Raw genomic sequence first — 13,747 nt, 5'->3', positions numbered from 1 at the left:
TTAACGGTTTTTCGGGCCAGCGTTGAGCATATGAAATCGAGGGACATCGCGCTGGCCGTGGCCGTGATGGCGATCTGGGGCGTCAACTTCGTCGCCATCGAGACCGGGCTCGACCACTTCCCGCCACTGCTGTTCAATGCGCTGCGCTTCACCCTCGCCGCGTTCCCGGCCCTGCTCTTCGCCGGTCGCCCGCGGGTGCCGTGGAAGTGGGTGATCGCGGTCGGGCTGGCCCTCGGGGTGGTGAAGTTCTCGCTGCTGTTCGCGGGCATGGCGGCCGGGATGCCGGCCGGGCTCAGCTCGCTCGTCCTGCAGAGCCAGGCCGTGTTCACCGTGCTCTTCGCGGTGCTGCTGCTGCGCGAACGCCCGCGGCCGGTGCAGGTCGCCGGGCTGCTGGTGGCGCTGGCCGGGGTCGGCGTGGTCGCCACCCGGATGGGCACCAACCTCGGCGCGTTCCTGCTGATCATCGGGGCGGCCGCGGCCTGGGGCCTGTCGAACATCGCCACCCGCAAGGCGTCGCCGCCGGACACGCTGCGCTTCATGGTCTGGGTCAGCGCCGTCGCGAGCGGCCCGCTGATCGTCCTCTCGCTGCTCATCGACGGCCCGGCGGCCGACCTCGCCGCGCTGCGCGCGATCGACGGCGAAGCCCTGCTGGCCTTGGCGTACGTCGCGCTGGTCTCGACCCTTGCGGGCTTCGCGGGCTGGGGCTTCCTGCTCAAGAAGTACGGGGCCTCGACCGTCGCCCCGTTCTCGATGCTCGTCCCGCTGTTCGGCATGGCCTCGGCCGCCCTGGTGCTCGGCGAGAAGATCCACCCGACCGACCTGATCGGCGGCGCCCTCGTCGTCGGCGGCATCCTGATCGGCCTGGCCCGGGCGCGGGCGCCGCGGCCCGCGCTGGTTAGGGTTGAAGCATGACGGTGGCGGTGCGGGTGATCCCTTGTCTCGACGTGGATGCCGGGCGGGTGGTCAAGGGGGTCAACTTCGTCGACCTGCGGGACGCCGGTGACCCGGTCGAGCTGGCCGCCGCCTACGACGCGGCCGGGGCCGACGAGCTCACCTTCCTCGACGTGACCGCCTCCTCCGACGCCCGTGGCACCATGCTCGACGTGGTCCGGCGCACCGCGGAGAGCGTGTTCATCCCGCTCACCGTGGGTGGCGGCGTCCGCTCGCCCGGCGATGTCGACGTGCTGCTGCGGGCCGGTGCCGACAAGGTCGGGGTCAACACCGCGGCGATCGCCCGGCCGGCGCTGATCTCGGAGATCGCCGAGCGGTTCGGCAACCAGGTGCTGGTGCTGTCGCTCGACGTGCGGCGGACGGCCGAGCAGCCCGGCGGGCGGTCGGCTGGGCAGCCCGGTGGGCGGTCGGCTGGGCAGCCCAGCGGGTGGGAGGTCACCACGCACGGCGGGCGGCGCAGCGCCGGGCTGGACGCGATCGAGTGGGCGCGTACGGTCGCCGAGCTCGGCGCCGGGGAGATCCTGCTCAACTCGATGGACGCGGACGGCACCAAGGCCGGCTTCGACCTCGACCTGATCCGGGCGGTGCGAGCCGTGGTCGGCATCCCGGTCATCGCCAGCGGCGGCGCGGGCGCGGTGGAGCACTTCCCGCCGGCCGTGGCGGCCGGGGCGGACGCGGTGCTGGCGGCGAGCGTCTTCCACTTCGGAGACCTCAGCATCGGCGAGGTCAAGGACAGCCTGCGGGCCGCCGGCAGCCCGGTGCGCTAGCGGCCGTCGGCCAGCCGCAGCGAATACTCGCGGACGGCGGTGTTGTAGGTCTGCTCGTCGAGCACCCAGTCGTGGACGCCGGGGCTGGTGGCCCGGTTGAGCTGCGCCTGCAGGGTCATCACCGCGGAGGACAGGCCGCTGAACGGGCGGGTGCGCCACAGCTGCTCACCGGCCGGGGCGACCTCGACGATGTCGTCCTCCACCACGATCAGGCCGGCTCCGGCCAGGCGGCGGATCGACTCCTCCAGCTCCTCGCGGGCCGGCACGGCGTGGTGCAGGAAATCGGCGGCGGCCAGCACGTCGGCCAGGCTCGCCCCGGTCACCGGCAGGGCGGCGTGCATGGCCCGGTCGCGCTCCAGGCGCTCGGCGATGACCGCGGACACGAAGATCCAAGCGTCGTTCCACTGCCAGCCGCCAGCCCCCATGGCGCAATGATGCCGCGTCGCGGCTCCGCCCGGAAGGAAATGTGTCCGGATGATCACCGAGGTGTATCGGTGAACAATTGTCAACCTGCCATCGGGCCTGCGGTTCCGGTCCGATGACTGGCGCCGGGAGCTGCAGCCCTCGCCATGTTGAGAAAGGTTCAGTCCACAGGGGCCAGTCTTCCCGCGGGCTGGGACGGGACCGTGCACAGCGGCAGGAACAGGTGCACCAGGGGGCCGATCGCCAAGGCGTACGCCACCGTGCCGATCCCGGCGGTGCCGCCGAGCAGGAAACCGGCACCGAGGACGGACAGCTCGATGGCGGTCCGGACGACGCGGATCGACAGCTTCGGGAAACGACCCGTGATACCGGTCATCAGGCCGTCGCGCGGGCCGGTGCCGAACCGGCTGCCGATGTAGAGGCCGGTCGCCAGGCCGTTGAGCAGGATGCCGGCCACCAGGTAGCCGACCCGGGCCGGGAGGTCGTGGCCCTCCGGGAGCACGGCCAGCGCGCCGTCCACGGCGAAGCCGATGACCACCAGGTTGGCGATCGTGCCGAGGCCGGGGCGCTGCCGCAGCGGGATCCACAGCAGCAGGACCGGGATGCCGACCAGGAACACCACCGCGCCGAAGCTGATCCCGGTGACGTCGGACAGGCCCTGGTGGAACACGTCCCAGGGGTTGAGACCCAGGCCGGATTCCACCATGAAGGCCATGCTCACCCCGTACAGCACCAGGCCGATGAAAAGCTGGATCAGTCGCCGGGTGAGACGGCGATCTCCGTTGCCAGGTGCGGTCATAGATGCCACTCTGGGGGCCAATTGACGCTGGCTGAATAGCCAATTTCCGGGAGGTGGCTGTGACGAGCACCGTACGAGGGGCGCAACTGGCCCGGCTGCTCGGTCAGTGGCACTCGCTGCCCGGCCGCCACCGCAGCCCGGACTACGCCGCCCTCGCCGGTGCCGTGCGCGGCCTGCTCTCCGACGGGCGGCTGCCGCTCGGTGTCCGGCTGCCGGCCGAGCGCGAACTCGCCGAGTCCCTCGCGGTCAGCCGGACCACGGTCAGCGCCGCGTACCGGACCCTGCGGGAGAGCGGCCACCTCACCAGCCGGCGCGGCGCCGGCAGCTGGACCACCCTGCCGTCCGGGCACCGGGTGGCCACCTCCGGCCTGTGGGCGGCCGGCGACGACCGCGACATCCTCGACCTCGGGGTGGCCGCCCACCAGGCACCCGAGGAGCTGATCGGGGCGGCCCGGGCCGCCGTCGACGACCTGCCGCGCTACCTGGGCAGCGCCGGCTACCTCCCGAGCGGGCTGGTCGAGCTGCGCGACGCCGTCGCGGCCGGCTACACCGCCCGCGGGGTGACCACCTCGGCCGAACAGATCCTGATCACCGCCGGCACCCAGCAGGCCCTCGACCTGGTGCTGCGGCTCAGTGTCCCGGTCGGGTCGCCGGTGCTGGTCGAGACGCCCACCTATCCGAACGCGCTCGCCGCGCTCGCCGCCCGGCGGGCCCGGATCAGCACCCACGGCCTCGACTCGGCCACCGGCTGGGACTCGGAGATGCTGCTCGAGGCGTTGCGGCAGGGCCGGCCCCGCTGCGCCTACCTGATCCCGGAGTTCCACAACCCGACCGGCCACCTGATGGACGCCGGGCTGCGCGAGCGGCTCGTCGCCACCGCGCACGCGGCCGGCACCGAGCTGATCGTCGACGAGTCCTTCGTGGACCTGCCGCTGGACGGCGACGGGATGCCGCCGCCGGTCGCCGTCTTCGACCGGCACTCCCGGGTGGTGTCGATCGGCGGGATGAGCAAGGCCTACTGGGGTGGGCTGCGGATCGGCTGGGTGCGGGCGTCGGCGCCGCTGGTGCAGCGGCTCGCCGCCATCCGGGTCGGCGTCGACATGGCCAGCCCGGTGCTGGAACAGCTGGTCGCGGTGCGGCTGCTGGCCCAGGCCGGGCGGATCGTGGCGGCCCGGCGGGCCGAGCTGCGGGCCCGGCGGGACACCCTGGTCACCGCGCTGCGCGAGCAACTGCCGGAGTGGACCTTCACGGTTCCGCGCGGCGGGGTGATGCTCTGGGCCGAGCTGGACGGGCCGATCTCCAGCGCGCTGGCCCGGGCGGCCGAGGACGTCGACGTCCGGCTCGCGCCGGGGCCGCGGTTCGGCCTCGACGGCACGCTCGAACGCTTCCTCCGGCTGCCGTTCACGCTGCCGGAGGACGACCTGGTCGAGGCGGTGAAGCGGATCGCGTCGGTCCGCTACGACCTGGACCGGGCGGTCCGGCCGTCCTGGCGGACTTCCTCGGTGATCACGTAGAGCGGGTCTGCTCCAGCCAGGACGCGTAGAGCTTGGCGTAGATCGAGTTCTCGTCGGCGACCAGGGCGGCGTGCGGGCCGCGCTGCACCACCCGGCCCGCGTCCACCACGATCACCTCGTCGGCGGACTGGGCGGTGGAGAGGCGGTGCGCGATCGCGACCGTGGTGCGGCCCCGGGTCACCGTGTCGAGGGCGCGCTGCAACCGCACCTCGGTGGCCGGGTCCACGGCACTGGTCGCCTCGTCCAGCACCAGCAGGTCGGGGTCGGCGACGTACGCCCGTACCAGAGCAACCAGCTGACGCTCGCCCACGCTGAGCGCCTCACCGCGCTCGCCCACCGGGGTCTCCATGCCGGCCGGCAGGCCGTCGACCCAGTCGGCCAGGCCGAGCTCGGTGAAGGCCGCCGCCAGATCGTCGTCGCTCAGCGACGGCGCCGCGAAGCGGATGTTCTCCGCGATGGTGGCGTCGAAGAGGAAGCCGTCCTGCGGAACCATCACCACCCGCGCCCGCAGCGACGAGAACCGCACCGACGGCAGCGGCGTGTCGGACAGCAGCACCTCGCCGGCCGCCGGGTCCATCAGCCGGGTCAGCAGCTTCGCGAACGTGGTCTTGCCGCTGCCGGTCTCGCCGACCACCGCGTACTTCTTCCGCGCGTCCAGCCTCAGGTCGACGTCGGCGAGCACGACCGGGCCGTCCGGGTAGCGGAACGAGACGTCCCGGAAGTGCACCGACAGCGGGCCGGCCGGCAGGTCGACGCCCTGGTCGTCGGGGTCGGCGACGTCCGGGTCGAGGTCGAGCACGTCGAGGACGCGGCGCCAGCCGGCCACCGCGTTCTGCGCCTCGTTGAGCATGTCGGTGGCGATCTGCACCGGCTGGATGAAGAGCGTGACCAGGAACAGGAACGCGGTCAGCTCGCCGACGGTGAGGCCGCCGTCGAGGCCCATCAGGGTGCCGATCACCACCACCGCGGCCAGCGCCAGGCCGGCGCCGATCTCGCCCGAGGAGAAGCTGGTCACGCTGGTGCGCAGGGCCTGCTGCTGGGACACCCGCAGCCGCTCGATCGAGGTGTCGAGGCGCTCCTCGGTGCGGCCGGCCACGCCGTACGCCCGGATGACGGTGGCCCCGACGACGCTCTCCGCGACCGCGCCGAGCATCACGCCGGTCCGCTCGCGGACCTGGCGGTAGGTGCCGGCGAGCCGCTTCTGGAAGAGCCGGATGATCACCACCGACGGACCGAAGGCGAGGAGTACGACGAGGGTCAGCTGCCACGAGTAGAAGAGCATGACCAGCGTCGACACCAGCAGCTGACCCGAGGAGAGCAGCAGTTGCACGCCGCCGAACTGCAGGAACTGGGAGATCTGGTCGACGTCGCTGGTCACCCGGGACACCATCGAGCCGCGCCGCTCGGACTGCTGGTGCAGCATCGACAGGTCGTGGATGTGCCGGAACGTGCGGGACCGCAGGGCGCCCAGCGCGGTCTCGGAGACCGTGAACAGCCGCCGGGTCATCAGGTAGCCGGCGATCGTGGAGATGGTCAGCGCGACGAAGGTGATCGCCACGACCTTGACCACGAAGCCGAGGTCGGGGCCGCCGGCCGCCCGGATGCCGTGGTCGATGCCCTGCTGGACGGCGATCGGCACGGCGACCCGGCCGCCCATCTGGACGAGGGCGAGGGCGATCGTGCCGGCCATGCCGGGCCGCAGCTCGGGGGAGAGGGCGAGCCCGCGGCGGACCGTGGCGAGGGTGCCGTCACTCATGCGTTCTGCTCAGCCTTCTCGTACGCGGTGACCAGGTCGGCGTAGCCCTGGTTGGTGGCCAGCAGGCCGGCGTGCGTGCCGGTCGCCACCACCTTGCCCTGCTCCAGGTAGACGACCTGGTCGGCGAGCGCGATGGTGGCCCGGCGGTACGCGACGACCAGGATCGACGCGCCCGCGCCGGCGGATCGCAGCGACGAGAGGATGGCCGCCTCGACCCGCGGGTCGACCGCGCTGGTGGCGTCGTCGAGGACCAGCAGCCGGGGGTGGTCGGCGAGCGCCCGGGCCAGGGTGATCCGCTGGCGCTGACCGCCGGAGAGCGAGGTGCCGCGCTCGCCGACCGCGGTGTCCAGACCCTCCGGCAGCTTCTCGACGAACCGGTCGGCCTGGGCCAGCCGCAACGCCGACCAGGCTTCCTCGTCGCCGAGGCCGTCCCGGTCGAGGGTGACGTTGCTGCGGACGGTGTCGTCGAAGACGAACGGGATCTGCGGGACGAGGGCGGTGGTCCTGGCCAGCGAGGCGGCGGTGAGATCGTGCACCGGGACGTCGTCGAGGACGATCCGGCCGCTGTCCGGGTCGACCAGCCGGATCGCCAGGGCGGCGATGGTCGACTTGCCGGAGCCGGTCGGCCCGACCAGGGCGACGGTCCTGCCGGCCGGGACGTCGAAGGTGACGTCGTGCAGGACGAGCGGGCCGTCGCCGTAGCTGAAGTCGACGTGCTCGAATGTCAGCGTCGCCGGAACTTTACGATCAAGAGCGACATTTCCGTACGCCAAATCGCCTGTTGCCGTCAAAACGGCCTGGACCCGTTCCCAGCCCGCCACGCTTCGTGGCAGCTCGGCCACCACCCAGCCGATCGCCCGCACCGGGAACGCCAGTACGGTGAACAGGAACGACACCGTGACCAGCTCGCCGACGCTGATCGCGCCGGACTCCAGGCGCCACGCCCCGAGCAGCAGCACCGCCAGGGTGCCGACGCTGGGCAGGCTGTCCATCACCGGGTCGAACAGGCCACGCAGCCGGCCCACCGAGATCAGCGCGTCGCGCAGCTCGGTCACGAAGACCGCGAACCGCTGCGACTCGTCCTCCTCGCGGCCCATCGTCTTGACCACCAGGGCGCCGTCGAAGCTCTCGTGCGCCACCGCGCTGACCTTCGCGCGCATCTGCTGGGCGCGGATCTGCCGGGGCGACATGTAGCGGGAGTAGATGACGTTGAGGCCGAACAGGGTCGGGAACAGGGCCACCCCGACCAGGGCGAGCACCCAGTCGGTGAGGAACAGGATGAGCACCGCGGCGAACACCATGATGATCGTGCCGACCGCGAACGGCAGCGGCGCGATCGGCACGAACGCCGCCTCGACGTCGGAGTTCGCGTTGGACAGCAGGGTGCCGGTGGCGTGCTTCTGATGCCAGGACGGGGGCAGCGACAGGTAGCGGCGGGTCACCGCACGGCGGTAGCGGGCCTGCAGCCGGAACTGCATGAACCCGGCCCCGAGGCGGCGGCCGAAGACACCGGCCACCCGCAGCGCGCTGATGCCGAGGAAGGCCGCGGCGACCAGGGCGAGCGAGCCGGTGGCGACCCGGTGGTCGGTGAACGCGGGCACCACGACGTGGCCGATGACGGCGCCGACGACGTACGAGTTCGCGATGATCAGCAAGCCGAACAGGCTGCTGCCGACCACGCCGATGGTGAACATCCGCGGTTCGGTCCGGATCGCCTGCCCGAGCACCCGCAGTCCCCGTCCCAGCACGTCTCGGCTGGGTCTGCTGTGGCTCATTTCCTACCTGACTGGTAAGGGTTAGCCGGGGTTGCCGGCCTTACCGACCCATCCTGCCGGGCGGGCGCGATCGTTTACATACATGACAATGTGTCTACGATCACGTTCGTGACCGCCTTTGCGAAGAGCGAGCGTCATCTACTCGCCGACCTGCTGCTGCGCCTCGGTCCCGACGCGCCGACGCTGTGCGCCGGCTGGACCACCCGCGACCTGGCCGCCCACCTGGTGGTGCGGGAACGCCGGCCGGATTCCGCGGCCGGGATGCTGCTGCCGCCGTTGCGCGGCTACGGGGAAAGGATCCGCCTGGCCAAGGCGGCCGAGCCGTTCGAGCAGGTGGTCGCGCAGGTGCGCACCCCGCCCTGGTGGAGCCCGGTGAGCAACCCGCTGACCGGCGAACTGGCCAACGCCGGCGAGTTCTTCATCCACCACGAGGACGTGCGCCGGGGCGCCGAGGGGTGGCAGCCGCGCGAGCTGACCCGGGAGCATCACGCCGCGCTGTGGCGCGGCGCCCAGTTCGCCGGGCGGATGGGCCTGCGCCGGGCGAAGATCGCGGCCCGGGTGGTCGAGTCGGGCGGCCTCGGCGAGTTCACCGTGGGGGAGAACCCGCAGGTCACCGTGCGCGGGACGGCCGGCGAGCTGACGCTCTTCCTGTCCGGCCGGCAGCGGGCCGCCCGGGTCGAGATCGACGGCCCGGACACGGCGATCCGGCAGGCCCGGCTGGGTCTGTAATGGTCCAAGCGGTTAGCGCGTAATTGGCTCGAACGGCGAGCCAATCCCGCCGTACGTTGCCGGTATGAAGCTTTCCGTGGCGCAGGGGACCGCGCTCAGCGTCGGGGCCGTGCTCGGCACCGGCGTGATCTCCATGCCCGCCCTCGCGGCCGGCGTCGCCGGGCCGTCCTCGCTGGTCGCCTGGCTCGCGCTGATCGTGCTGTCGGCCCCGCTGGCCTGGACGTTCGCCGCGCTCGGCGCCCGCCACCCGGACGGCGGCGGGGTCTCCACCTACGTCCGGCTGGCGTTCGGGCCGCGCGCCGCGGCCGCCGTCGGCTGGTGCTTCTACTTCGCGGTGCCGCTCGGCACGCCGGCCGCGACCGCGTTCGCCGGCGGCTACGTGGCCGACGTCCTCGGCGGCGGCGACACCACCGTGCTCGTCACCTTCCTGGCCGTCGTCGGCCTCGTCTACACGATGAACTGGTTCGGGCTGCGGATCTCCGGCCGGGTCCAGCTGGTGCTGACCGCCGTCCTGGCCGCGTTGCTGCTGGTCACCGTGGTGATCGCGCTGCCGCACGCCGATCTCGGAAATCTGCGGCCGTTCGCGCCGCACGGCTGGGCCGGGATCGGCGCGGCCGCGGCCCTGCTGGTGTGGGGCTTCGCCGGCTGGGAAGCGGTCTCCTCGCTGTCGCCCGACTACCGCAACCCGCGCCGGGACGTGCCGCGCGCGACCGCGGTCGCGGTGATGGTCGTCGGCGGGCTCTACCTCGCGGTCGCCGCGACCAGTGTGCTGGTGCTCGGGCCGGCGCTGGGGGACAGCCGGGCGCCGCTGGCCGACCTGCTCGCGATCGGGGTCGGCGGGCCGGTCCGGATCGTCACCGCGGTGGTCGCCGTGCTGCTGACCGTCGGTGCGGTCAACGCCTACCTGGCCGGGACGTCCCGGCTCGGCGCGGCGCTGGCCCGCGACGGCGCCCTGCCCGCCCGGATCTTCGGCACCCAGCGGAAGTCGCTGACCTTCGTGCTGGTCGCCAGCCTGGTCTCGGTCACCCTGCCGGTCGGCCTGCACACCATGATGCTGCTGGTCACCGGCTGCTTCACGCTGGTCTACGTGCTCGGCACCGCGTCCGCGCTGCGGTTGCTGCCGCGCGGTGCGTCCCGTCGCGGGGCGGCCGTCGCGTTCGTGGGGGTGATCGCGCTGCTCGTGCTCACCGGGCGGCCGGCCCTGCTCAGCCTGGTCGTCGCGGCCGGCGCGGTCGCCTATCAGACGTGGGCGGCCAGGAGGCCCGCGAAGATCGCCATCCCCTCGTCGATCAGCGACGGGTCGATCGCGCCGAACCCGAACACGAACCCGGCGTGCGAGGTGGCGTAGCCGGCCAGATCCTCCACGGCCAGCCCTGCTGCGGCGGCCGCGGCGACCACGGGGGCCGCCGATCCTGCCCGCAGCAGGGCGGTCACGTGCAGGCCGGCCGCCGACGGCAGCACCTCCAGGCCGGGCATGCCGCTCAGCGCGGCCACGATCCGGGCGTGCCGCCGGGCGTACTCCTTGCCGGCCCGGCGCACGTGCCGGGCCAGCCGGCCGTCGTCGATGAAGCGGGCCAGCGCGGCCTGGATCGGCGGCGAGCCGTAGCCGTCGCCGAGCTGGCGGGCCGCCGCCATCGCGGCCCGCAGACCCGGCGGCACCAGCACGAACCCGGTGCGCAGCGACGGCAGCATGCTCTTGGAGAAGGTGCCCGCGTAGATCACCCGGCCCGCGGTGTCCAGGCTGTAGAGCGGCTCCAGCGGCCGGGCCTCGAAGCGGAACTCGCTGTCGTAGTCGTCCTCGATCACCGCGGCCGCCCGGCCCCGCGCCCACTCCAGCAGCTCGCGTCGGCGGGCCAGACTCATCGGGCGGCCCAGCGGGAACTGGTGCGACGGGGTCGCGTAGACCAGCCGGCAGCCGGCCGGCAGGGCCGTCACCACCAGGCCCTCCTCGTCGACCGGCACGCCGGTCACCCGGCAGCCGAGCGCCTCGAACAGCATCCGGGCCGGCGGATAGCCCGGGTCCTCCACCGCCACCACGTCGCCCGGCCGCAGCAGCACCCGGGCGATCAGGTCGAGCGCGTGCTGGGTGCCGTTGGTGATCACCACGTCGTCGGCGGTCACCCGCACCGAGCGGGACACACCCAGGTAGCGGGCGATCGCCGCGCGCAGGGCCGGATGCCCGGCCGGTGCGGCGTACGTGCCCGGGCTGTTCGCGCCGATCCGGATCTCCGCGGCCACCAGGCGCCGCCAGGTGTCGAACGGGAACAGCGTCGCGTCCGGCACGCCGGTGCGGAAGTCGTAGCGCGGCACGGGTTGCTCGTCGCTGGTCGGTCGCAGGGTCAGCGGGCGGCGCGGGCGCAGCGGATCGGCGGCGGCCCGGCGCGGGCCGGGTGCGTCCGGGACCAGGGCGACGTACGTGCCGGAGCCCACCCGCGACACCAGGTAGCCCTCGGCGACCAGCCGTTCGTAGGCGGTGGTCACGCTGCCCCGGGACACCCCGAGGTCGGCGGCGAGGGCCCGGGTCGGCGGCAGCCGGTGCGACACCGGGAGCCGTCCGTCCACGATGGCCCGGCGCAGCGCCCGATAGACGAGCAGCGTCTTCTCGCCGCCGGGTTCAAGGACCAGATCCACCCTTCCATTCTGGTATGAGGTAAGCGGTATGCAGGTGGCGGCCCCTTTCCCGCCTACGCTCTTGATCATGCGGAGCGGCGGCCGTCGCGCTGACGGGCCACGAGCCCGAAGACGGCCGCCGACCGAGTTGCGCGAATCGCGTGCGGTAAATATGTTGCGCTAGGTGACCGGGGTGCTACCGAGTGGGGTCGAGCGATGACCACCACTCTCTGGCGTAACCGGGACTTCAATCTCCTCTGGGGCAGCCAGGCGCTCTCCGACCTCGGCGCCTCGATCGCGCAGCTCGCCGTGCCCCTGCTCGTGCTAGAGCTGACCGACTCGGCGGTCAAGGCCGGCCTGGTCGGCACCGTGGCCCTGGTCGCCCGGCTCCTGGCCCGGCTGCCGGCCGGCGTCCTCGCCGACCGGATCGACCGCCGCCGGGCGCTGCTCGCCTGCGACGCCGTGCGGCTGCTCGCGTTCGTGGCGCTCGCCGTCGCGGTCGCCACCGGGCGGGCCGGTCTCACCGCCATCATCGTGGTGGCGGTGGTCGACGCGATCGGCAACTCGCTGTTCAGCACGGTCGAGTACGCGTCGCTGCGCAGCATCGTCGCGCCCGCCCAGCTGCCGGCGGCGGTGGCCCGCAACGAGGCCCGCGCCTACGGTGCCTCGCTGACCGGCCCGCCGCTGGGTGGGCTGCTCTTCGGCCTCGCCCCCGCGCTGCCGTTCGTCGGCAACGCGCTCTCCTATCTCTTCTCGCTGACCGGTGTCGCGCTGATCCGCCGCCCGATGCAGGCCCGGCGCGACCGGGACCCGCCCGGACATGCCGCCGCGCTGGCCGAGGGGCTGCGCTTCGTCTTCGGCAACCCGTTCCTGCGGGCCGTGCTGGCCATCGCGGCGCCGCTCAACTTCGCACTCAACGGGGCCGTCTTCACCATCATCGTCACCCTGCAGCGGCACGACGTACGGCCCGGCGTGATCGGCCTGACCGAGACGATCGTCGGGGCCGGCGGCCTGGCCGGCGCGCTGGTGGCGCCCGGCCTGCAGCGCTGGATCCCGTTCCCGCGACTGATCCGCTCGATCTGCTGGGCCTCGGCCGGGGTGCTGGTGTGCAGCGCCTGGCTGACCACGACGGTCGCCGCCGCCGTGCCGCTGGCCCTGGTCATCTTCATCGGGCCGGCCTGCAACGCGGCGCTCTTCGGCTACCAGGCCGCGATCACTCCGGACCATCTGCAGGGCCGGGTGCTCAGCGTGATCTTCATGGCCGCGATGTCGGCGTCGGCCGGGGCGCCGCTGCTGGCCGGCGTGGTCGTCACCACCTGGGGGAGCCCGGTCGCGATCCTGATCTTCGCGACCTCGGTGGCGGTGTCGGCGCTGATCGCGAGCCTGGCCGCCGGCATCCGGGAGATGAAGCCGATCGACGAGGTCAGCGCCGTCTGGCCAGCTCCGCCCGATCGATGAAGCAGTCGGCGCCGACCGGGCGGGTGCACGCGTACGCCCCGGCGACGACCGCGTCGCGCAGGCAGTCCGCGTCGGCATCGCCGGCCAGCCAGGCGGCCAGGAAGGCGGCGGCGAACGCGTCGCCGGCGCCGTTCGTGTCGGCGATCGGCGCGCCCGGATCCGCTGCCGGCCGGTGCACCGCGCCGTCGCGGGTGTGCAGGGTGGCGCCCTTCGCGCCGTCGGTGACCAGCACCCGTGACGCGACCCCCTCGGCCAGGATCCGGTCCGCCGCGCCCGCGGCCAGTTGCACCGCGCTCACGAAGACCAGGTCGGCGCCGAGCGCGAAGTCCAGGTGGTGTGGATCCGTCCCGTCCCAGTCGTGAAGGTCGGTAGAGACGGTGTGCCCGGCCCTTCGCAAATCAGGCAAAAGGTGCCGTGCGAAGTCCACGATTGTCAGGTGCACGTGCCCTCCGCCGGACAGAAGCGGCTGGTAGACCGAGAGAGGGAGCCGATAATCGGGAACGTCGCGGCCGTCGTAAAGGGAGAGACGGCGGCCGTCCGGGCTCATCAGGTTGACCGCCCGCCGCGTCCCGCCCGGCGACACCGCCGTGTGCAGCGGAATGTCCCAGCCGGCGAAGGCCTCCGCGACCCGGCGGCCGGCGTCGTCGGCGCCGATCGTGTCGGCCACCGCGACCTCCACGCCGAGTGCGTGCAGCGCCAGCGCCACGCAGGTGCCGGTGTGTGACACGTCGTCATGGATGGGGCCGGTGGGCCGGGCGGAGTCGGCGCCGAGCACCGGCAGGCCCGCCACGGGCACCACGGTGTCGATGCCGGTGCCGCCGACGACAAGCACGCTCATGCTTCGCGAGGTTACCGGCCGGCCGGTCGATAGACTCGCGGTACTAGCCCTCCAGCCGCACGTTCAATACTCTGCGGTAACTAGTACGCAATATTCCCCCAAAGCCCAGGTTCGAAGGCGGCGCTCG

The 13,747-nt window shown here is 72.9% G+C and carries 12 protein-coding genes; 6 read left to right on the top strand and 6 right to left on the bottom strand.

Annotated features, from left to right (window positions below):
• Window positions 1-30 precede the first annotated feature (30 nt).
• Window positions 31-912 carry an EamA family transporter gene (locus Adu01nite_RS44520; protein WP_203735449.1) on the top strand — a complete coding sequence of 294 codons (882 nt, stop codon included), beginning with the start codon at window positions 31-33 and terminating at the stop codon, window positions 910-912.
• Entirely contained in the window at window positions 909-1,718 is an 810-nt protein-coding gene (gene hisF / locus Adu01nite_RS44515; protein ID WP_203735448.1) for an imidazole glycerol phosphate synthase subunit HisF, read from the top strand. Before Adu01nite_RS44520 ends, hisF begins: the two co-directional genes overlap by 4 nt.
• Here the strand turns inward: hisF and Adu01nite_RS44510 are convergent.
• Together Adu01nite_RS44510 and yczE are read right to left on the bottom strand one after the other, a co-directional pair.
• Window positions 1,715-2,143 (bottom strand): hypothetical protein, encoded by a 429-nt coding sequence (locus tag Adu01nite_RS44510; RefSeq protein WP_203735447.1) that lies wholly within the window; start codon window positions 2,141-2,143, stop codon window positions 1,715-1,717. The two genes, hisF and Adu01nite_RS44510, sit on opposite strands and share 4 nt — an antisense overlap.
• Window positions 2,144-2,301: 158 nt before the next feature.
• Complete coding sequence (gene yczE / locus Adu01nite_RS44505) at window positions 2,302-2,940, bottom strand: membrane protein YczE (protein WP_203735446.1); 639 nt, start codon at window positions 2,938-2,940, stop codon at window positions 2,302-2,304.
• 59 nt (window positions 2,941-2,999) lie between these two features.
• Between yczE and yczR the strand changes: the two genes are divergently transcribed.
• Window positions 3,000-4,454 (top strand): MocR-like transcription factor YczR, encoded by a 1,455-nt coding sequence (gene yczR, locus Adu01nite_RS44500; RefSeq protein WP_203735445.1) that lies wholly within the window; start codon window positions 3,000-3,002, stop codon window positions 4,452-4,454.
• Here the strand turns inward: yczR and Adu01nite_RS44495 are convergent.
• Both Adu01nite_RS44495 and Adu01nite_RS44490 read right to left on the bottom strand, forming a co-directional pair.
• Entirely contained in the window at window positions 4,447-6,210 is a 1,764-nt protein-coding gene (locus Adu01nite_RS44495) for an ABC transporter ATP-binding protein (RefSeq protein ID WP_203735444.1), read from the bottom strand. The two genes, yczR and Adu01nite_RS44495, sit on opposite strands and share 8 nt — an antisense overlap.
• Complete coding sequence (locus Adu01nite_RS44490) at window positions 6,207-7,985, bottom strand: ABC transporter ATP-binding protein (RefSeq protein ID WP_203735443.1); 1,779 nt, start codon at window positions 7,983-7,985, stop codon at window positions 6,207-6,209. Before Adu01nite_RS44490 ends, Adu01nite_RS44495 begins: the two co-directional genes overlap by 4 nt.
• A 108-nt stretch (window positions 7,986-8,093) precedes the next feature.
• Between Adu01nite_RS44490 and Adu01nite_RS44485 the strand changes: the two genes are divergently transcribed.
• Together Adu01nite_RS44485 and Adu01nite_RS44480 are read left to right on the top strand one after the other, a co-directional pair.
• Window positions 8,094-8,714, top strand: coding sequence for a TIGR03085 family metal-binding protein (locus Adu01nite_RS44485; protein ID WP_203735442.1), 621 nt, complete (start codon window positions 8,094-8,096; stop codon window positions 8,712-8,714).
• A gap of 64 nt (window positions 8,715-8,778) precedes the next feature.
• Entirely contained in the window at window positions 8,779-10,062 is a 1,284-nt protein-coding gene (locus Adu01nite_RS44480) for an APC family permease (protein WP_203735441.1), read from the top strand.
• On the opposite strand, the gene pdxR is transcribed toward Adu01nite_RS44480, so the two are convergent.
• A complete protein-coding gene (gene pdxR, locus Adu01nite_RS44475) occupies window positions 9,954-11,345 on the bottom strand; it encodes a MocR-like pyridoxine biosynthesis transcription factor PdxR (RefSeq protein WP_203735440.1) in 1,392 nt (463 codons plus the stop codon). The genes Adu01nite_RS44480 and pdxR overlap by 109 nt on opposite strands.
• Window positions 11,346-11,540: 195 nt before the next feature.
• Between pdxR and Adu01nite_RS44470 the strand changes: the two genes are divergently transcribed.
• Complete coding sequence (locus Adu01nite_RS44470; RefSeq protein ID WP_203735439.1) at window positions 11,541-12,782, top strand: MFS transporter; 1,242 nt, start codon at window positions 11,541-11,543, stop codon at window positions 12,780-12,782.
• Here Adu01nite_RS44470 and Adu01nite_RS44465 read toward each other — a convergent pair.
• A complete protein-coding gene (locus Adu01nite_RS44465; protein WP_203735438.1) occupies window positions 12,748-13,620 on the bottom strand; it encodes a carbohydrate kinase family protein in 873 nt (290 codons plus the stop codon). The genes Adu01nite_RS44470 and Adu01nite_RS44465 overlap by 35 nt on opposite strands.
• Window positions 13,621-13,747: the final 127 nt, after the last annotated feature.

The sequence above is a fragment of the Paractinoplanes durhamensis genome (assembly GCF_016862175.1).
Taxonomy (GTDB): domain Bacteria; phylum Actinomycetota; class Actinomycetes; order Mycobacteriales; family Micromonosporaceae; genus Actinoplanes; species Actinoplanes durhamensis.
The sequence above is the reverse complement of the archived record's forward strand: the minus strand, read 5'-3'. Positions and strand labels throughout refer to the sequence as shown.